Genomic DNA, 19,797 nt, shown 5'->3' with positions numbered 1-19,797 from the left:
CATAGTTAGAGGCGCCCCGGTTTTTGCGCTGCGGATGTAATCCGCTTTAAGCGCTGCGATGTTGCTGCGCGGTTTGCTCGCGCTGATAATGCCGCAGGCTATGCTCCAGGCGGCGGCCACTGCTAAAGGCGGATACCCGTTTTAAGTAGCCAATTACCCGCGTGCCGTAGTCTATGTCAAAGCTGCCGCATGTCGGGCAGGCGCACAGTGTGCGTTTGTCGATAGCCTCGCAGCTGTTGCAGATGGTAATTTTCACGTTGACGCAAAAGTAGTTACAGCCGGTTTGGGCGGCGATATTCAGCAGGTTAACGTAACCGGGCTGGTCGAGTTTTTCCTCCAGATTTAAATGCAGCGCCGAGCCACCATCAAGGTAATCCAGCAGCTGCCGACCATGTAGCTGAAATTTGTCCAGTGTATTGCTGTGTTCATCCTCAACCACATAAAAATACGAGTTGTAGCAATCGCGCGGTACAAAGTAGCCATCTTCGCGGTCCCATTTGGCGTTTTTCACGCCGAGGTTTTCCGCCGGCACAAACTCGGTGTTAAACATGTAGCCGTATTCGGCTTTAGCGGCTTTGTTAGCGTCAAAAATTACTTGTAGCTGTTGTTGCACAAAGTGGATATAGGCCGGGTTATTGCCGGCAGTTAAGCCTTGTGATTCGGCAGCTTCGACCATGCCGTTAATGCCAATGGTTAAAAACTGTTTATCCAGGCTGATAAAGCCGGCGTCGTATACGGTGAGCAGGCCGGCGGCTTTATATTGTTCCATTAACTTACGATAGGCGACCTGATATTTATGGATCTTGTCTATTTCAGTTGCCAGATCGCGACCATCCTGCACCAGGCGGTTGATATTAATGGTAATCACATTAATAGAGCCGGTGGCGACGCCGCCTGCACCCAGTGAGTAAGAAAAGGTATTGTCGCTGATTTCACTGCGTAGCCGGCAGCAGCTGGCTAACGAGTCGGCATTCTCCGACTGGTAAATAAAGAACGAGTTACCCTCGGCCATCTCGCGGGCGATGTCGTTGGCAAAAGCATTGTCTTTACATTTTCCATTATCGGTAAGCATCGCCACGGTGACTACCGGAAAAGTCAGTACGGTTTTTTCCCGCTCTTTATTAAACCAGCTTAAGAAAAACTGCTGTAAGGCAGCAACAGATGACCACTCTGGCTTAACAAAATCCGGAAACACGAAGTTGCCAAACATGCTGTCGAAGTAGTGCTGGTCGTATACTGAGATATTCCAGAATACGCTTTGGTAGCCCCGCGCTGCGGCCGGTTGGTTTAACGCATACACCACATGTTGCAGGTGGTTTTCTATTTGCTTGCGATGCGTTTGCAGGTAGTTATCGCCATAGTCTTTACGGGCAAAGTAATCAAAGTACGTTAAAAACTCCACTGTGGCCACGGCGCCGGCAAACTGGCTGGACACCGCAAACACGAAGTTAACGAAGCAGCCGCAAAACGACTCTAAATGTTTCGGCGCTTGCGACTCGCCACCCAGTTTGGTTAAGCCATCACGTAAAAACGGATACATGGTTACCGATACACAGTAAGGCTTTAAGCTGGTCTCGTCATGCACATATATTTCATGCTCAGTTATTTGCCGCAGGTATTCCGCCGCCAATTCGGCACCAAATAGCTCGCTGATTTTATTGCTGATTAAAGCGCGGTTTACCTGAATAAACTGATCTTTCATCAGCTCGGCTTCCAACGTAGCGATGTTTTTTTGCGTCACGTTGGCGTTGGCATCAAGCTTTGAGCCATCGGCGGCATTGTTGGCATGCAGGTAGTTGTCGATAAAGCTGAGTTTTTGTTGTAGTTGCGAAAAGTTGAGCGCTTGCATGGCATATCCCTTAGCAGGTTATTGACGGATAAATAAATGGTTCAGGCGTTGGCCTGTGCGTAAATCGGTAAAGATCTGGTTAGTGTGCAGGCTGTCCAGGCCGCCACGTTCTGAGTGCCAACGGCCGGTTTTCAGGTAAGTTAGTCGTTGTTTCAGTGCCGGGCTGACATCGTCTAAGCCGGTATATAAACAGGTATTAAGGTTGGCACTGCGGCTTAGCTCCAGCAGCGCTATCAGTGCATCAGGCTGCCATTCACCGCCTAAAAACAACACACAGCTGATTAAGCCTTTATAGCTGTCTAAGCGATGCTGCAAGTAAAGCGGCGTTAGCGCCGTGCCCTGATCGCTGCGCCAGCTATAGCTACTATGGCAGCCTTTACAGCCCAGCGGGCAACCTGCGACGGTAAAGGCCAGTGACACCTCGCCCGGCACTTCTTGGAACACTATTTGTTCATCGGTAAATTGCAGCATAGCTATCTATATATAGTCCTATTTTTTGTTATTGGCACAATATGTTGTGGTTTAGCTTAGCGTTAAGCCTGGGCTGAAGTTTGATCTGGATCAAGTTTTGCTGGTGCTGAAACGGCTGTCGCCGCGCCAGAGGGCATAAAACCTGAGCTTGTTACCCCATCGGAGGTAAAGCTGCTTTAGCGCATTAAGCTGACATAGACACGAAAGGCGAAAATAAAAAAACCGCCCACTGAAAACCAGGGGCGGTGCAGAGAAGCCAATAACAACATTGGCCAGGGTGGAGCTATGAGAGAGAAAATGGGTTTATTACAACTGGTAGCTAAGCATCAGCCAGACCTTAGTGGTGTCAATTGCCAGCGTATCAGCCTGGTAGTGCGCCAATTTTAATAGGGCTGATAGCTGTTTGTTTAGGTTATAGCCGGCGCTGGCATTCCACTCATCACCGTATGTTTGGCTGCCAGCGTCGCTATCAAAGCGGTGATAAGCCAGTGTGACTGCGACATCTTTTAGTTTGGTTTTCGCTTCTAACCAGTTATCGCGCAGGCCGTTATTGGGCGTATTAAGAAACATATCGGCAAAGCCGGAAAAGGCATGCAGAGTCGCCAGTGGCGTTTGAAAGGCGCTTTGGCCGTCACCGGCTAAACGCTCCTGACCAGCTTCAAGCATGAGGTTATCCAGTGCCCAGCTTAAGCTTAAACGGTGATAGTGATGGCTGAAACTGAGCGCTGCATTATGCGCATCATCCTGCTTCGCCAGTGCTAACTGCCAGCTCAGCTTCGGGCCGGCGCTCAGCTTACCCTGGTAGTCGATGCCAAAAGTACGGCTACTGCGCACCGCCCGGTTATCAAAGTCAAAATCATAAGCAAAACCGGCCAGCCGATGTGCCGGTGCCAGCTGCCATTGCAGCAGGGCAGTATTAAAGCTGCCGCCGTGATCAGCCGCAGCGCCCTTAGGGCCAAATACGCGGTTTACGTTGTAGTAGTGGCCCAAATCAACACTAAGATGGTCAGAAAATTTCTGCTGCAGCCGGTAGCCATCCAGCGTTTGTTCATTCTGGCGCCAGCCGACACCGCCTAAAAAGCGCTGGTTTAGCTGATTAACCAACTGGCGGCCGGCGCTTAACGTGATGCCACTGTCGTTGCTATAACGCAGCAGCGCCTGGTTAATATCGGTGCCCTTAGGGTCGGCCACCACACTGTAAGCGGTTTTACCATTTACTGTGCTGTTGTAATTATCGTTACCCAGCAGGCTAACGTTATCCAGCTGCACTAAGGCACTAAAGCCCGATACTGTGCCGGTATTCACCGTTAAGCGGCTACGCAGCGTAGAGGCGATGGCATCGTCCAGCGCATTGTCTTGCTCAACGTATTCTAAGCGGTAGCGAAAATTCGCCGACACCTTGCTTTGTTCCAAAGCCGTGCGCAAGGTATCACTGGCGTTAACGGTTGTTGGTAGTGCCAGCGCAGATAACGCCAGGCTTAAGGCAAAAGGTAAAGCAGAAACAGCGGGTTTCATGGTAAAGCTCCAGACTGCGGTTGATGCGTAGATCCTAGTCTGAAACTGGTTTTTTTATAATTAGGTTAAGGGGTTACCTACATGAGGGTATTAGAGCTTATATTCTGGTTTAGTATGCTCGGGCATAAATGTACAAAACAAGAAATAAGGTAGGGGCGTATATGTACGCCCCATAATTTACATGGATAGCCTTAGGATAAAGCAGTGCCAAAATATAACAGGGCGCAATGATGATGGGGGCGAAATAATACGCCCCTACTGCATTAACGGCGAAGTTGACAGGTTAAAGTCAAAACCGTCTATCTCGGCATCGACAATCAATGTGTGGATATACTGGGCCACCGCTTTGCGGCGGACTTTTTCATTTAAATATTCAGCAATTTTTTGCTCTACTGCACTAAATGGCAGCAACTGGCCGGGCACTTTGCGGGCAATGTGCACGATATGATAACCATAACGGCTTTCTACCGGCTGTGGCATTATGCCAGGCTCGGCACTGAATATTTGCCGTTCAAACTCAGGCACAGTTTGGCCGCGGCTGATTTGGCCTAAGCTGCCACCGGTTTGTTTTGACGGGCAGGCAGAGTAGTGTTTTGCCAGTGCGGCCAGAGGCTCACCTTGTTGTAGCTGGCTAATTAACTGCTCGGCCAGGGTTTTGGCCTCTACCCGGGCTTTGTCATCTTCTGGTGCCGCTGCCAGCAAAATATGGCTTAGCTCTAAAAGTGGCGAGCTTTGAAACCGCTGCGGGTTTAGCCGGTAGTATTGCTCGCATTCTGTCTGGCTTGCCTGCGGAATGGCTACTTCGGTGTTTATCAGTGCATCAAGAAAGTTGTCATCACTGGCGGTGTTGGCTTCACTTTTTACGCTAAGTCCCAGTGCTTTGGCGCGCTGGCGCAGCAGCTCACCAATAATCAGTGATTCGGCCGCCTTTAGCATAGCCGCGCGTTTATCGCTGGCCGGGTGGTACTGCATTTCGGCCATTATTGCCGCTTCGCTGATACTGGCTTGGTTGACTTGTATCATATTAAACCTCTGTAATCGGTGCTTGTTAGCTTGCCTCCAGTTTGCTGAAGGAGGCGAGCCGTTGTTGCTAAACAAAGCGTCTTTGGCATGGATGCCAAAGAGGAGCCTCCAGGGAGGGATTTACGGCGTCTTTGTGTGCAACACCGGCTTAAAGCCTCCCGGAGCCCGAAAGTTTGACGGCTGGCTGGTCAATCGATCCATTCTGGCCCGGGTTGGAACCTCGATAGCGCAGCCACAGAGTGTCTGAGCGCAGCGAGTTGCTGTGGCGAGCACAGCGAGTGTTGCAACCGTCAGGGCCTTAAACCGTCCGTTGTTCACGTCGTCTAGCGCACAAAACGCTGGCGTACTATCTGGTGTTGACGGCTGATGTACTGCACCGGCACGCTTAGCATGTGCACTAAGCGGCTAAACGGAAACACCACAAACAACGTCATGCCTAAAAACACGTGCATTTTAAAAATCCAGTGCACGCCGCTAATGGCTTCTGCTGCTGCCACGCTGTTAAAGGTGACGGTGTTTTGCGCCCAGGCCATCAGTTTTAGCATCTCAGCACCGTCTAAATGGCCCATCGATACCGTGATGCTCAGCAACCCCAGAATTAACTGCGCATAGAGTAAAAACAAAATGGCAATGTCCATTGGGTTACTGGTAGCGCGAATGCGCGGGTTAAATAAACGGCGTTTAATCAGCACGGTTAGGCCGTAAAAGCAGATCAAGCCAAACAAGCCACCGGCGCCAATGGCGATAAGTTGCTTCATCTGGGTGGTAATACCAAACAGGTACCAAATTTCTTTTGGCATCAGTAAACCAAAGAAATGGCCTAAAAAGATACCCAGTACGCCAATGTGAAAAGCAATACTGCCTTTACGCAGCTGTTTGCTTTCCAGTAGCTGGCTGGAGCTGGTTTTCCAGCTGTATTGCTCTCTGTCGTAGCGGATCCAACTGCCAATCACCATAATGGCGATGGCAATGTAGGGGTAAATGCCAAAGGCAAACAGATTTAAGTGTGCCATGTTAATGCTCCTTTACGCGCGCTTTGCTGCGGCTGCTTTATAAAGTTGTTGCCCGGCTTCTTCGCTGCCCAGCAGCTCTGTGCTAAGCGGAATAAACTGATCGCGGCGCTGGCCATCTGTTGGTTTATTGCCACTGCCGCAGGCTGAATTAGCTTGCTCGTTACCGATAAAGCTAACCATTTCCTCTTCCCAGACTTTATCCAGCGCTTTGGGTGTGTCGTCGCGCTGCTCGCCGGCAATTTGCGCTTTAATATCGGCTAAATCGACCTCTGCCGCAGATAGCGCCACCAAAGTAGCGAAAATGCCGGCGTAGTCTGACTCGCGCTGCTGCAGGCGGCACAACAATACCGCCAGCACCGGTGCTATTTCTTCCAGGCCAATTTGCGCGTTTTGCTCGCCTTGGGTGGATAAAAACTCCAGGTAAAGCGGCAGGTAGTCCGGTAGCTCTTTTACGCCGATATCCAGCCCGGCTTCGCGGTATTGCGCCATCAGGTTAACCATGGCCTGGCCGCGATCGCGCGACTCGCCATGAATATGCTCAAATATCAGCAAGGACAGTGAGCGACCGCGCTCGAACAGGCCATCGTATTCTGATTGCCAGTCCATTAGCTCACCACTGCAGCGCGCTGTAATAAAAGCATTTAACTGCTGCTTAAGCTCTGCCGCGATAGCGGCATCGGCCACTATCGCCAGCAATTCAGCTTTGGCATCAACTAACGGCTGCTTCGGGTAGTCCAGCAGTAAGGACAACAGTTGTAGTATCGGCATGCTTGTTGTTGACATCGTATTTAGTCCTTAATCTCAACCGGGATAACCTGACGCACACCTTTGGCTTTAGTGCCAAACAGGTTGACGCCGTTATTGCCATCGCCACAGCCATTACCAAAACTAAAACCACAGCTTGATTTTAAGTCGTAGGCGTTTTCGGCGTAGGCGCGGTGACTGGTGGGTATAACAAACCTGTCTTCATAGTTTGCCAGCGCCATATAGCGGTACATTTCTTCTACCTGCACCGGCGTTAAGCCCACTTGCTTTAACACCTCAGCATCTTCAATACCGTCTACCTGTTGTGCGCGTTTAAAGGCGCGCATCGCTATCATCCGCTCCAGTGCCCGTACTACCGGCGCTTCATCGCCTGCGGTCAGCATATTAGCCAGGTAACGCAGCGGAATACGCAGCGATTTCAGATCCGGAATTTCACCGTTCATGCCAACATGGCCGGCCTGCACCGCACTTTGAATAGGTGACAGTGGCGGTACATACCACACCATTGGTAAGGTGCGATATTCCGGGTGCAGTGGCAGTGCTACTTTCCACTCCATCGCCATCATATACACCGGTGAGCGCTGGGCCGCTTTAATCCAGTTATCGCTGATGCCTTCGGCGCGGGCTGCGGCAATCACGACCGGATCGTTGGGATCGAGGAAGATATCCAGCTGCGCCTGATATAAGTCTTTCTCGTTTGGCGTATTAGCCGCCACTTCAATTTTATCGGCGTCATACAGCAGCACGCCTAAGTAGCGGATGCGGCCAACACAGGTTTCCGAGCAGACTGTCGGCTGGCCGGCTTCAATGCGCGGGAAGCAGAAGGTACATTTTTCGGATTTACCGGTTTTCCAGTTGTAATAGATTTTTTTGTACGGACAGGCCGAGACACACATGCGCCAGCCACGGCATTTATCCTGATCAATCAGCACGATGCCGTCTTCTTCGCGCTTATAAATGGCGCCGGAAGGGCAGGCCGCGACACAGGCCGGGTTTAAGCAGTGCTCACATAAACGTGGCAGGTACATCATAAAAGTCTTTTCAAACTGACCGTAGATGTCCTTTTGCACTACTTCATTGAAATTCTGGTCGATTTTGCGCTTAGCAAACTCGGTACCGAGAATTTCTTCCCAGTTTGGGCCCCATTCAATTTTTTCCATGCGTTGGCCGCTGATCAACGAGCGCGGCCGTGCTACCGGCTGGTGCTTGGTATCACCAACATTGTGTAAATGCTGGTAATCAAAATCGAACGGCTCGTAGTAGTCGTCAATTTCCGGTAAGTCCGGGTTGGCGAAAATATTCGCCAGAATGCGGCGTTTACCGCCGATTTTCAGCTCCAGCTTGCCGCTTTTATTGCGTACCCAGCCGCCGTTCCATTTTTGCTGGTTTTCCCACTCTTTCGGAAAACCAATACCGGGTTTGGTTTCAACGTTGTTAAACCAGGCGTACTCGACGCCTTCACGCGAGGTCCAGACATTTTTACAAGTGATGGAGCAAGTGTGGCAACCTATGCACTTGTCTAAATTCAGCACCATGCCTATTTGGGCTCTGACTTTCATGTTACTTACTCCAACCTTATTTAGTGTCTAACCAGTCAACGTTCTGCATTTTGCGCACCACGACAAATTCATCGCGGTTACAGCCAACGGTGCCGTAGTAGTTAAAGCCGTAGGATTGCTGGGCATAGCCACCGATCATATGGGTGGGTTTCATTACCGCCCGGGTGACCGAGTTATGAATACCACCGCGGGTGCCGGTAAGCTCGCTGCCCGGTACGTTTACAATGCGCTCCTGAGCGTGGTACATCATGCTCATGCCTTCCGGCACCCGTTGTGACACCACAGCACGGGCGGCAATGGCGCCGTTAACGTTAAAGATTTCAATCCAGTCGTTATCTTCAATGCCGGCCGCAGCAGCGTCGGTTTCACTTAACCAGACGATAGGGCCGCCACGCGACAGCGTCAGCATTAACAGGTTGTCAGAATACGTACTATGGATACCCCATTTCTGGTGCGGCGTGATCCAGTTCAGTACCACCTCTTTATTGCCGTTTGGCTTTTTGTTCAGCACCGGCTGCACGGTTTTTAAGTTAATTGGCGGCTTGTAGCTACACAGCTGCTCGCCAAAATCGCGCATCCACTCGTGATCCTGATAAAACTGCTGACGGCCGGTAATGGTGCGCCATGGGATCAGCTCGTGTACGTTGGTGTAGCCGGCGTTGTACGACACATGCTCATCCTCAAGACCTGACCAGGTCGGCGAGCTGATGATCTTGCGCGGCTGGGCGACGATATCGTTAAAGCGGATTTTCTCATCCGCCTTTGGCAGGGCTAAATGGGTATGGTCGCGACCGGTAATTTTACCCAGCGCCTGCCAGGCTTTCACTGCCACATGGCCGTTGGTTTCCGGCGCTAAGGATAAAATCATCTCGCAGGCGTCGATGGCGCTGTCAATCTTCGCCATGCCTTTGTTAATGCCTTCGTCGGTATGCACCCGGTTAAGTTTTTTCAGGAAGCTGACTTCCTCTTTAGTGTCCCAGCCGATACCTTTGCCGCCGTTGCCGATTTTCTCTAGTAGTGGGCCAATCGAGGTAAAGCGGGCATAAGTATTAGGGTAATCACGCTCGACAATATTAATGTGCGGCATGGTGATACCCGGTATCGCATCACATTCGCCTTTCCACCAGGCTTTAACACCATAAGGCTGGGCCAGTTCGGCCGGGGTGTCATGGTGCATCGGCGTGGTAACCACGTCAGTTTCTACGCCTAAGTGGCCAACGGCGGCTTTGGAAAACGCCTTGGCAATGCCTTTGAATATTTCCCAGTCGCTGCGCGCTTCCCATACCGGGTCAATAGCGGCGGTTAACGGGTGAATAAACGGATGCATGTCCGAGGTATTCATATCGTCTTTTTCATACCAGGTAGCGGTAGGCAGCACGATGTCGGAGTACAGGCAGGTGGTCGACATACGGAAATCCAGCGTCACCCATAAGTCGACCTTGCCTTCGGCGCCTTTGTCAGTCCATTCAATATCCTGTGGCTTTTTACCGCCGAATTCGCCTAAGTCTTTACCGAGCAAACCATGTTTGGTGCCCAAAAAGTGCTTCAGCATATATTCGTGGCCTTTACCGCTGGAGCCCAGCAGGTTAGAGCGCCAGATAAACATATTGCGTGGGAAGTTTTGCGGGCTGTCGGGCTGCTCGCAGGCAAACTTAATGTTGCGATCTGTTAGCTGCTGCAGCACATAGTCTTTTAGCTCAACCCCGGCGGCTTTGGCTTTAGCGGCCAGCCCCAGCGGGTTCACGCCCAGTTGTGGTGCTGATGGCAACCAACCCATCCGTTCGGCGCGGGCGTTAAAATCGACGATACTGCCGCTCCACTTTTCTTTGTTCGCCAGCGGAGATACCACTTCGGTCATATCCAGCTTTTCATAGCGCCACTGGCTGGAGTGGTTGTAGAAGAACGAAGTACCGTTCATATGACGCGGTGGCCGCTGCCAGTCCAGTGCAAACGCCAGCGGGGTCCAGCCGGTTTGTGGCCGCAGTTTTTCCTGGCCAACATAATGCGCCCAACCGCCGCCACTTTGGCCGATACAGCCGCACATCATTAGCATGTTAATTAAACCGCGGTAGTTCATGTCCATGTGGTACCAGTGGTTTAATGCGGCACCGACAATTACCATAGAACGGCCGCGGGTTTTATCGGCGTTACGGGCAAATTCACGCGCTACCCGAATCACATCTTCCGGGTTAACACCGGTAATCGGCTGCTGCCAACCCGGGGTATAAGGCACGTTGTCTAAGTAGGATTTAGCCCGGCTGTCATCACCGATACCGTTATCTACGCCATAGTGCGCCAGCATTAAGTCAAACACGGTAGCGACTAACGCCGTGCTGCCATCGGCTAGTTCGACGCGTTTGGCCGGGATCTTACGGATTTGCACATCGTCATGCGCGGTGTGCTGGAAGTATTTATACTCGTGCGGCGCTCCGCCAAAGTATGGGAAGGCCACCTCAACCAGTTCATCGCGGTTGTCTTTTAGCGATAACTGTAAGTCGATTTCGCCGTCTTTATCTTTTTGCTCCAGGTTCCATTTACCGGCCTGGCCCCAGCGATAACCAATGGCACCATTGGGGCTGGTTAAGCGGCCATCACTGTTAATGGCAATGGTTTTCCAGTCAGGATTGTTGTCTTCACCCAGGTTATTCACTAAATCGGCAGCGCGTAAAAACCGGCCCTGCGTCAGATGCTTGTCACCTTGCTCCAGCATCACCAGCATTGGCATATCGGTGGTGCGTTTTACATAGTCGGTAAAATACGCACTTGGGTTATCAACGTGGAATTCTTTTAAAATGACATGGCCAAAGGCCATCGCCAATGCGGCATCGGTACCCTGGCGCGGTGCTAACCAGGTGTCACCAAATTTAGACGCTTCTGAGTAATCTGAGGTAATAACGCAGGTTTTCGTGCCTTTATAGCGTACTTCGGTTAAAAAGTGCGCGTCGGGCGTGCGGGTTTGCGGCACGTTAGAGCCCCAAACAATAATGTAATTTGAGTTATACCAGTCGGCCGACTCCGGCACGTCGGTTTGCTCACCCCACACCTGCGGTGAAGCCGGTGGTAAGTCGCAGTACCAGTCGTAGAAGCTTAAACAGTTACCACCAATTAACGATAAATAACGGGCACCGGCGGCGTAAGATACCATCGACATTGCCGGAATAGGCGAGAAGCCGGTAACCCGATCCGGGCCATAAGTTTTAGTGGTGTACACATTTGAAGCGGCAATCAGTTCGTTAACTTCATCCCAGCTGGCGCGGACAAAACCGCCTAAACCGCGGCGCTCTTTATAGCTTTTGGCTTTTTCCGGGTCGCTGACAATAGATTCCCAGGCTTTAACCGGATCCTTGTGCACAGCCTTGGCTTCGCGCCACAGTTTCATCAGCTGCTGGCGTACTTTGGGGTACTTTAAGCGGTTAGCACTGTAGATATACCAAGAATAGCTGGCACCACGCGGGCAGCCGCGCGGCTCGTGGTTGGGTAAATCCGGACGGGTACGCGGGTAGTCGGTTTGCTGGGTTTCCCAGGTCACCAGACCGTCTTTAACATAAATCTTCCAGCTGCACGAGCCGGTACAGTTAACACCATGGGTAGATCGCACAATTTTATCGTGCTGCCAGCGCTGGCGGTAACCCTGTTCCCAGGCTCTGTCCTCATTAGTGGTAACACCGTGGCCGTCGGCGAACGGGGCTTTGCGGGTTTTAAAAAACCGCAGTTTGTCGAGTAGGTGACTCATGGTTTACTCCTGGTCTTGTCCTGCATGAACAGACATATTGCTTTTCTGGTATGCACACTATAGAAACAACAGGCGGATGATGCTTGATTTAGATCACGCTAACCAGAGCGCTAAATAGCTGATAAAAAACGAAAATACCCACAAAGTGGTAGTGTGGGTAGCGCCGCAATCGCCGACAATAGGCGGGTGTTTACCTCTTGCGGTATAAAGTGGTGCGCGCCAGCTACCCTGGCGGGAAAAAGGGGGTAGCTCAATTGTGCCGGCGGTTTTTATAATAAAGCGGCGTGACAACAGATAAGCAGGTATGCTTAAGCAGTAAATCAGCGGAGTGGTTATGCGACAGTTTTCTATTGTTACCCGAATTAATATCGCGCTTGCCTGTATTGTTACGCTGGCCATTGGCACCATGCTGGCGTCGTATTGGCTGTCGGATAAAACCGATAACGATGCTCATGCGGTAAATGTGGCCGGCTCGCTACGGATGCAAAGCTATCGCATGGCTTGGTTAACGCAGCAGCAGGACGAGCAAAAGTTGCGAGCGGCTAAAGCGCAGTTTAACCAAAGCTGGCAGCATCCGGTATTTACCCGTTTTATGCATAACGACACTATAGTGTCGCAGTTCGATGCCGCCAGACGGCATTGGCAGCAAATTGAGCCACAGCTAACACAGTTGCCGCAACAGCCACAGCAGTTAGAACAGGCATTGGCAGAGCAAATCCAATTGCTGGAGCAACTGGTGTCTTATATTCAGCAGGATGCAGAGCAAAAGGTACGTAGTTTTCGCACCCTACAACTGGCTGCGCTGCTGGCTACCGTGCTGCTGTCGGCAATAGTGATTTACTGGTTAAAGGTAATGGTACAGCAACCGCTGGAAGCGTTGACTCAGGGCGCTAAACGGGTCGCGATGGGCGATTTTACCCATCGCTTAAGCGTCGAGAATAACGATGAGCTGGGTACCCTGGCACACAGCTTTAATAAAATGAATGATTCCATTTCCTATATGTATGGCAATTTAGAGCAGCGGGTAGAGCAGCAAACCGAGGCACTAAAACATAGCAATACCACCTTACGCTTTTTGTACAACACGGCGCAGCGCATTAGTGAGCATGTGCCGGAATATGTCGATTTTAACCAGATCATCACTGAACTAAAGCCAGCAGTAAAACTGGATGATATAGAGCTTTGCCTGTTCACTGAAGAAGGTGATAGACCCTATATGCAACTGGTTCCGGGTGATAGCGGCGCCGACCCTTGTGCTGAGCAAAATTGTGGAGATTGCATCAGCCAAAGCGAGAACATTGGCTGCAGCACACACCAATATAATTATTTACTGCAGCGTGAACGGAAGAAGTACGGTGTACTGGTAGCCCGGGTACCCGAAGGCCAACAATTGGCGCGCTGGCAGCAGCAGTTAATGGCATCGGTGGCCGATCAGCTGGCACTGGCGCTGAGCTTAAAATCAGAAGAGCAGCAGGTGCGACGGCTGGCGCTAATGCAGGAGCGCACAGTAATTGCCCGCGAGCTGCATGACTCCTTAGCTCAGGCGTTGTCGTATTTAAAAATTCAGGTCACCCGGCTAAACAAAGCCACGCAAAAAGATGACAAAGCCACTATTGCCGATGTGTCAGCCGAGTTAAAACAAGGCCTGGACGCGGCTTACCGGCAGCTGCGTGAACTGCTAACCACCTTCCGCTTAAAAGTCGATGGCGCCGGTTTGTTAAGCGCGCTGCAAACTACGGTAAAGCAACTGAGCGGGCAGTCTGACTTGCAGATCCTGCTGGATTACCAGTTAACCAATGTGCCTTTGGCGCCGCATGAGGAAATTCACCTGCTGCAGATTATTCGCGAAGCCAGCCAGAATGCAGTGCACCACAGCCAGGGCAGTGAGCTTAAAGTCAGCCTGCAACACAGTAAAGATGGTATTAGTCTGGCGGTGGAAGATAACGGTGTCGGCATCCCGCAGTCAGCCGAGAAACTGAACCATTACGGCCTGGCGATTATGCAGGAGCGCAGTAAACATCTGGGCGGAACAATAGAAATAAGGCGGCGTAGCCAGGGCGGTACCGGAGTGTATTTTAACTTTGCTCCTGAATATCTGCAGCACAAGCAGCGGGCCTGATATTACTTAATGGGTATAGCTTCAACAGTGTTGTTGCCACAAGCTAGGGCTATTAACAGCTTGGGGGAAACTGTGATGTTTGAGTTACAAGAGTATAATTTTACCGATTTTAATCAATTGATACAGCTGTGTAAGCAGTACCCTGAAAAAGCGGAGCTGTTGCGGCAGCAGCTTATTGAGCGGCAGAGCAATGATGCTAACCGCCGCTCTCTGTTGCAGTACCAGTTTGTTACTGAGCAACGTTTAAAGCTATTAACGTCTGCCGAAGCAAAGCAGCTCTTTATACAGCAGCAGCTTGCACAGAATATTAAACGATTACAAATATGTTTAACTGAGCTGGAGCAAAGATGTAAGAACGTAACTAATTTAGTGCAGAAATGAACAACAAAGGCGCAGTTACTGCGCCTTTGTTTTGTTTCGGATTAAGGATTATAAAATTCGCCGTTTTTTCTAAGATAAAAGAACCAGTTAATCAGCAGACATAAGCCATAGAAAATGGCAAAACCCACCATGGCATACTCCGGTGTAGCTGCTTTTATTTGCTCACCCAACACCTGTGGAATATAAAAGGCGCCATAGGCGGCTACCGCAGATGTCCAGCCCAGTACCGGTCCGGCTTGCTCTTTTGGGAATACCACGGCGATGGTGCGGAAGGTTGAGCCATTACCAATGCCGCTGGCGGCAAATAGGCCTAAAAATATCAGGAAGAACGGCACAAAATATTGCTCTGGCGTGGCACTTTGATACGCCAGTTGCATATAGTAAGCCGCCCCTAAGGCACAAATAATCATCACCACTGAGCAGAGTTGAGTAACAAAGGCGCCGCCGAGTTTGTCGGCTATCCAGCCACCAACCGGGCGGATAAGTGCGCCGACAAAAGGCGCTATCCAAGCATAGGTTAAGGCACTGGGGCCGTTTGGGTTAGGCGTGCTGTGCGTCATAACGCCATCAACCATAATATGGCTGTAGCCAAAGATCACCTGAATAGACAGCGGAAAGGCTGCCGAGAAGCCGATAAAAGAACCAAAGGTCATCACGTACAGCACGCTCATTACCCAAGTGTGTTTGTTATTAAAAATCTTGTACTGCCTGTCAAGGCTGGTGCGAATGGCTCCTGGCAGCAATTTTAATAAAAACACCGTGGCAAACAGCACAGCTATCAGCACAATTTCTTTTGGAATTCCAAAGCCGGAGCCGTTAGCTGACTCGGGTAAAATCAGCCATAAACCAGCAATAGAGGTCACAAAACCTATGCCGAGCATGGCCAGAATAATGCTGAAAGACTTTATGGCAGATGGCAGCTTGGGGGTTACTTCTTCAGTGTGGATATTGTTGGTGCCAAACCAGAGTAGAAATGCCAGCGGCACCAAGGTAATTAACCAGGCAAAACCGGCATTCTGGATCCAGGTTTCGGTGCCGGCAGGTATAGTGCCGGTAACAGTGCCGCTGGCTTTGGCCAGTATCATCGGCTCGCCACCGCCCAGCAGGGTAAAAACACCATATGACATAAAAATAGGCACCAGAATTTGCACTGTTGTGACACCAAAATTACCCAGGCCAGCATTTAGCCCCAGCGCTAAACCCTGTTGTTTTTTCGGGAAGAAAAAACTGATGTTGGACATTGACGATGCAAAATTGCCGCCACCAATACCCGATAACAGCGCCATCAACTGAAACACCCATAATGGCGTGTCGATACTTTGCAGCGCAAGGCCGGTACCGACAGCAGGTATCAGCAGCAAGCTGGTGGTTAAAAACAGCGTGTAGCGGCCGCCACACAAGCGGACAAAAAAGCTTGACGGGATCCGCAGTGTAGCGCCGGTTAAGCCGGCAATGGCGGTAAGAGTAAATAGCTCAGCGGTGCTAAACGGATAGCCGACGTTAAGCATTTGCACGGTGACAATGCTCCATAGCATCCAGACGCCAAAGCCGCACAGCAAGGCGGGGATCGAGATCCACAGGTTACGGTTGGCAATGGCTTTGCCTGTGCTGTGCCAGAAGTTGTCGTCTTCCGGTTGCCATTGTTTAAGATCTGACATAGTTCACTCCTGTTAGGAACTGCAATTCAAACTGTGCAAACTATGCAGGGCGTATGGCGTTGTCACAATGTATCTTCGGAGTTAGCCGCTGGCGGCTGGGGGATAGTTAGGAGTACCTATTAAGTGGTAGGCTCTAAGTTGTGATTTTTTAATGTTGAATTAAATCAATTTATTAGCTGTATTGTTTCGGTTGTGGCTGGCCGTTGTTAGCGGCAGGGCACGATAGGCTTAACTGCCATTTAACTGATTTATATCAAAGTTAGCTCCGCCTTGTTATAAGCTAATACTCATACAGAAATACGTTAGATTTGGAGCAAGACATGTCAGAGCAAAAATCCAGCATTATGCTGGTGGACGATCATCCGTTACTGCGTAAAGGCTTAAGGCAATTACTGGCGCTGGAAGATGAGCTGGAAGTGATTGCTGAAGCAGGTAGTGGCACGGAGGCAATACCGCTGGCAGTAGAGTTGGACCCGGATTTGATAATTCTGGATTTAAATATGCAGGGCATGGACGGCATTGCCACGTTAAAGTGTTTACGTGATGAAGGCGTTACCTCACGCATCGTAATGCTGACGGTATCGGATGCGGATGAAGACGTAGTTAATGCGATCAGCAATGGTGCTGATGGTTACCTGCTAAAAGATGCCGATCCGGAAGTGTTACTTGAGCAGATAAAGCGGGCATTGAGCGGTAAAATGGTGCTCAGTGAGGCCATTACTCAGGTACTGGCCACAGCACTGCGTCGCCCTGCAGTGAAAACTTCTGCTGAGCTTAACAGCCTGACTAACCGTGAACACGAAATTTTAAGTTTTATTGCTAAGGGTTTAAGTAACAAACTGATTGCCCGCGAGCTGAATATCTCTGACGGTACGGTAAAAGTGCATGTGAAGCACCTGCTGAAAAAACTGGGTTTGCGTTCACGCGTTGAAGCTGCGGTATGGATGGTGAATCAACAAGGAGCAAAAGCCTGATGCCAGACGCCCGCGTGCCGAAACAGATGCTAAGCGCTGAGCAGGCTATATTGCAGATGCTGGGCGAGGTCGCGCCACTGACGCAAAGTGTTAGTGTGCCGCTAAGCGACGCTCTGGACAGAGTACTGGCGCAGCCTGTGCTGTCTAACCTTAATGTGCCGGGCTACGACAACGCGGCGATGGATGGCTATGCGCTGCGGGCCGGCGATGTTAAACCCGGCCAGCCACTGACGGTAGCGGGTCTGGCGCTGGCCGGCCATGCATTTACTGACAGGGTGCCGCCATGCTGCTGTGTACGTATTACCACCGGCGCTGTAATGCCATCAGGCTTAGATACCGTTGTGATGCAGGAGCAGGTTACGCTTACGCAAAGCGATTTACAGCAGCAGATCTTATGTCAGCTGGTGCCCGTCAGTGGCGAGCATGTGCGCCGCGCCGGTGAAGATATCGCTAACGGTGCTGAAGTGTTTGCCGCCGGGCATAAACTGCGGCCAGCCGATATCGGTTTACTGGCATCCATTGGTATTGCCAACGTTAAAGTGCTGCGCCAGCTTAAAGTGGCGATATTCTCCAGTGGTGATGAGTTAATTCCACCCGGCCAGCCACTGCCGGATGGGCATATTTACGACAGCAACCGCTATGTAATGGCAGCTATGCTTTCGCGGCTGGGCGCAGAGGTGATTGATCTGGGCTTACTGCCGGACGATCCTCTGGCGATAGAACAGGCGTTTTTGCAAGCGATGACACAGGCCGATGTGCTTATTACCAGTGCCGGTGTCTCAGTGGGCGATGCCGATTACACCCGGCAAATTTTACATAAACTTGGCCAGATTAACTTCTGGCAGGTGGCGATAAAGCCCGGCAAACCCTTTGCCTTTGGTAAGCTTAATAACTGTTGGTTTTTTGGCTTACCGGGTAACCCGGTGGCTGCGGTAGTAACGCTGGAGCAACTGGTGCAGCCGGTGCTGCGCAAACTTAGCGGCGAAAATGTGGTTGGCGAAGTTAAGCTGTTAAGTGCCGAATGCGAAGTGCCGTTGAAAAAACAACCCAGCCGGATGGATTTCCAACGGGGCTGGTACTGGCAGGGTGAGCATGGTTTAAAAGTGAAAACCTTAGGTAGCCAGAGCTCGGGTATGCTCAGCTCCATTGCCAACGCCAACTGTTATATCGTGTTGGCGCGTGACAGCGCCAGCCTGCCGGCTGGTGAAACAGTATCGATACTGCCGTTTTCTAATTTGCTGCGTTAACGCGCTACCTTGTTTTATCTACCACCTTTGCGCCGGTATAAGCCGGCGCAGGCCAACTGTTAACCACCGGCGGTTTGCGGCAGATCAAAGCCGGTTTTCCTGCCGGCGTTAGACTAGCCGCCTTTGTATAGTTGTGATGTCGTGCCAGAGGCCCTGTTATGTTTAAACCTGAATTACTCTCCCCAGCCGGCAGTTTAAAAGCACTGCGCCTGGCGTTTGCCTATGGTGCCGATGCCGTGTACGCCGGTCAGCCGCGTTACAGTTTGCGCGTGCGCAATAACGAGTTTGATTTGGCCGCGCTTGAAACCGGCATTAACGAAGCCCATGCGCTGGGTAAAAAGCTGTATGTGGTAGTTAATATTGCGCCGCATAACAGCAAGCTAAAAAGCTTTATTGCCGATATGGCACCGGTGGTGGCGCTTAAGCCCGACGCGCTAATCGTGTCCGATCCCGGTGTGGTGTATTTGCTTAAACAGCATTTTCCACAGATGCCGCTGCACTTATCTGTGCAGGCCAATACTGTGAACTGGGCGGCAGTAAAGTTTTGGCAGGCGCAGGGGGTAGAGCGGGTTATTTTATCGCGCGAGCTGGCGGTTGATGAAATCGCCGAAATCCGCCGCGAAGTGCCTGATATGCAACTGGAGGTTTTTGTGCATGGAGCGTTGTGTATGGCGTACTCCGGCCGCTGTTTGCTGTCGGGCTATATTAATAAGCGCGATCCGAATCAGGGCGCCTGCACCAACAGCTGCCGCTGGCCGTATCAGGTGCATGCCGCGCGCGAGGACGACGTCGGCCAGTTTACCCCGATAAGCACGCCGGCGTTGTTAGAAGAGCAGGGCCGCCCCGGTGAGCTGATGGCAATAGATGAAGACTTGCACGGCACTTATATCCTTAATTCAAAAGACTTACGCGCTATCGAGCATGTGCCGGCACTAACGGCGATGGGCGTGCATTCGCTGAAAATCGAAGGCCGCACCAAATCGCCGTATTATGTTGCGCGCACCGCTCAGGTGTATCGCCAGGCTATCGACGATGCCGTGGCCGGTAAGGCCTTTAATCACAATTTACCCGGCGAGCTCGACGGCATGGCCAACCGCGGCTTTACCGAAGGCTTTTTACGCCGGCATAAACCGCAGGACACACAAAACTACGACACCAGCCACAGTGTTGGCGAGCAGCTGTTAGTCGGCGAGTTTATTGCTGAGCAAGACAGCGAAGGTTTCGCGCTACTGGAGGTAAAAAACCAGTTTAGCGTTGGCGATAGCCTGATATTAATGTCGCCAGCTGGCAACCAGTGTTTTACTTTGCAGGCGCTGCGCGATAAGCAGGACAACGCTATTTTGCTGGCACCGGGCGCGTGTTATCAGCTTAAAGTAAAGTTACCACAGCAAACTGATGTGCGCTTTGCCATGTTGCTTAAACAGCTGCCGACAACCGTGCCGGCTGGCGCTGATTTAGCCATTAATGCTGCGGCTGCGGCGGGGCAATAA

Annotated in this window: 13 protein-coding genes; 4 read left to right on the top strand and 9 right to left on the bottom strand. The window is 51.2% G+C overall.

Going from position 1 to position 19,797, the window contains the following annotated elements; genetic code table 11:
• Positions 1–46 precede the first annotated feature (46 nt).
• The 8 genes from nrdD to HRH59_RS05730 all read right to left on the bottom strand — a co-directional run bounded on the left by nrdD (position 47) and on the right by HRH59_RS05730 (position 11,928).
• A complete protein-coding gene (gene nrdD, locus HRH59_RS05765) occupies positions 47–1,849 on the bottom strand; it encodes an anaerobic ribonucleoside-triphosphate reductase (protein WP_173500315.1) in 1,803 nt (600 codons plus the stop codon).
• Between the two features lie 18 nt (positions 1,850–1,867).
• On the bottom strand, positions 1,868–2,320 hold the full coding sequence (gene nrdG, locus HRH59_RS05760; protein ID WP_178089478.1) for an anaerobic ribonucleoside-triphosphate reductase activating protein: 453 nt from the start codon (positions 2,318–2,320) through the stop codon (positions 1,868–1,870).
• A 306-nt stretch (positions 2,321–2,626) separates the two neighbouring features.
• Positions 2,627–3,835 (bottom strand): hypothetical protein, encoded by a 1,209-nt coding sequence (locus tag HRH59_RS05755; RefSeq protein WP_173500314.1) that lies wholly within the window; start codon positions 3,833–3,835, stop codon positions 2,627–2,629.
• A 255-nt stretch (positions 3,836–4,090) separates the two neighbouring features.
• Complete coding sequence (locus HRH59_RS05750) at positions 4,091–4,858, bottom strand: peptidylprolyl isomerase (protein ID WP_173500313.1); 768 nt, start codon at positions 4,856–4,858, stop codon at positions 4,091–4,093.
• A 323-nt stretch (positions 4,859–5,181) separates the two neighbouring features.
• Positions 5,182–5,871 carry a respiratory nitrate reductase subunit gamma gene (gene narI / locus HRH59_RS05745; RefSeq protein WP_173500312.1) on the bottom strand — a complete coding sequence of 230 codons (690 nt, stop codon included), beginning with the start codon at positions 5,869–5,871 and terminating at the stop codon, positions 5,182–5,184.
• 12 nt (positions 5,872–5,883) lie between these two features.
• Complete coding sequence (gene narJ, locus HRH59_RS05740) at positions 5,884–6,654, bottom strand: nitrate reductase molybdenum cofactor assembly chaperone (protein ID WP_231702405.1); 771 nt, start codon at positions 6,652–6,654, stop codon at positions 5,884–5,886.
• 5 nt (positions 6,655–6,659) lie between these two features.
• On the bottom strand, positions 6,660–8,195 hold the full coding sequence (gene narH, locus HRH59_RS05735) for a nitrate reductase subunit beta (RefSeq protein WP_173500311.1): 1,536 nt from the start codon (positions 8,193–8,195) through the stop codon (positions 6,660–6,662).
• Positions 8,196–8,211: 16 nt separating this feature from the next.
• Complete coding sequence (locus HRH59_RS05730; protein ID WP_173500310.1) at positions 8,212–11,928, bottom strand: nitrate reductase subunit alpha; 3,717 nt, start codon at positions 11,926–11,928, stop codon at positions 8,212–8,214.
• A 334-nt stretch (positions 11,929–12,262) separates the two neighbouring features.
• Between HRH59_RS05730 and HRH59_RS05725 the strand changes: the two genes are divergently transcribed.
• The gene (locus tag HRH59_RS05725; RefSeq protein WP_173500309.1) at positions 12,263–14,047 is read left to right on the top strand and encodes an ATP-binding protein; all 1,785 of its coding nucleotides are present in this window, start codon (positions 12,263–12,265) and stop codon (positions 14,045–14,047) included.
• A 422-nt stretch (positions 14,048–14,469) separates the two neighbouring features.
• Here HRH59_RS05725 and HRH59_RS05715 read toward each other — a convergent pair whose 3' ends face one another.
• The gene (locus HRH59_RS05715) at positions 14,470–16,086 is read right to left on the bottom strand and encodes an MFS transporter (protein WP_173500307.1); all 1,617 of its coding nucleotides are present in this window, start codon (positions 16,084–16,086) and stop codon (positions 14,470–14,472) included.
• Positions 16,087–16,406: 320 nt separating this feature from the next.
• On the opposite strand from HRH59_RS05715, the gene narL reads away from it, so the two are divergent.
• The 3 genes from narL to trhP all read left to right on the top strand — a co-directional run bounded on the left by narL (position 16,407) and on the right by trhP (position 19,797).
• Complete coding sequence (narL, locus tag HRH59_RS05710; RefSeq protein WP_173500306.1) at positions 16,407–17,060, top strand: two-component system response regulator NarL; 654 nt, start codon at positions 16,407–16,409, stop codon at positions 17,058–17,060.
• Positions 17,060–18,307, top strand: coding sequence for a molybdopterin molybdotransferase MoeA (gene moeA / locus HRH59_RS05705; protein WP_173500305.1), 1,248 nt, complete (start codon positions 17,060–17,062; stop codon positions 18,305–18,307). The genes narL and moeA overlap by 1 nt, the downstream gene beginning before the upstream one ends.
• Positions 18,308–18,465: 158 nt before the next feature.
• Entirely contained in the window at positions 18,466–19,797 is a 1,332-nt protein-coding gene (gene trhP, locus HRH59_RS05700) for a prephenate-dependent tRNA uridine(34) hydroxylase TrhP (RefSeq protein WP_173500304.1), read from the top strand.

The organism is Rheinheimera lutimaris (genome assembly GCF_013283795.1).
GTDB classification, from domain to species: domain Bacteria; phylum Pseudomonadota; class Gammaproteobacteria; order Enterobacterales; family Alteromonadaceae; genus Alishewanella; species Alishewanella lutimaris.
This window is presented reverse-complemented; position numbering and strand designations above follow the sequence as displayed.

What these genes read in the sequence shown, in the direction of transcription:
- nrdD (WP_173500315.1), bottom strand. Translation starts at nt 1,849, where the DNA reads ATGCAAGCGCTCAACTTTTCGCAACTACAACAAAAACTCAGCTTTATC.
- nrdG (WP_178089478.1), bottom strand. Translation starts at nt 2,320, where the DNA reads ATGCTGCAATTTACCGATGAACAAATAGTGTTCCAAGAAGTGCCGGGC.
- HRH59_RS05755 (WP_173500314.1), bottom strand. Translation starts at nt 3,835, where the DNA reads ATGAAACCCGCTGTTTCTGCTTTACCTTTTGCCTTAAGCCTGGCGTTA.
- HRH59_RS05750 (WP_173500313.1), bottom strand. Translation starts at nt 4,858, where the DNA reads ATGATACAAGTCAACCAAGCCAGTATCAGCGAAGCGGCAATAATGGCC.
- narI (WP_173500312.1), bottom strand. Translation starts at nt 5,871, where the DNA reads ATGGCACACTTAAATCTGTTTGCCTTTGGCATTTACCCCTACATTGCC.
- narJ (WP_231702405.1), bottom strand. Translation starts at nt 6,654, where the DNA reads ATGTCAACAACAAGCATGCCGATACTACAACTGTTGTCCTTACTGCTG.
- narH (WP_173500311.1), bottom strand. Translation starts at nt 8,195, where the DNA reads ATGAAAGTCAGAGCCCAAATAGGCATGGTGCTGAATTTAGACAAGTGC.
- HRH59_RS05730 (WP_173500310.1), bottom strand. Translation starts at nt 11,928, where the DNA reads ATGAGTCACCTACTCGACAAACTGCGGTTTTTTAAAACCCGCAAAGCC.
- HRH59_RS05725 (WP_173500309.1), top strand. Translation starts at nt 12,263, where the DNA reads ATGCGACAGTTTTCTATTGTTACCCGAATTAATATCGCGCTTGCCTGT.
- HRH59_RS05715 (WP_173500307.1), bottom strand. Translation starts at nt 16,086, where the DNA reads ATGTCAGATCTTAAACAATGGCAACCGGAAGACGACAACTTCTGGCAC.
- narL (WP_173500306.1), top strand. Translation starts at nt 16,407, where the DNA reads ATGTCAGAGCAAAAATCCAGCATTATGCTGGTGGACGATCATCCGTTA.
- moeA (WP_173500305.1), top strand. Translation starts at nt 17,060, where the DNA reads ATGCCAGACGCCCGCGTGCCGAAACAGATGCTAAGCGCTGAGCAGGCT.
- trhP (WP_173500304.1), top strand. Translation starts at nt 18,466, where the DNA reads ATGTTTAAACCTGAATTACTCTCCCCAGCCGGCAGTTTAAAAGCACTG.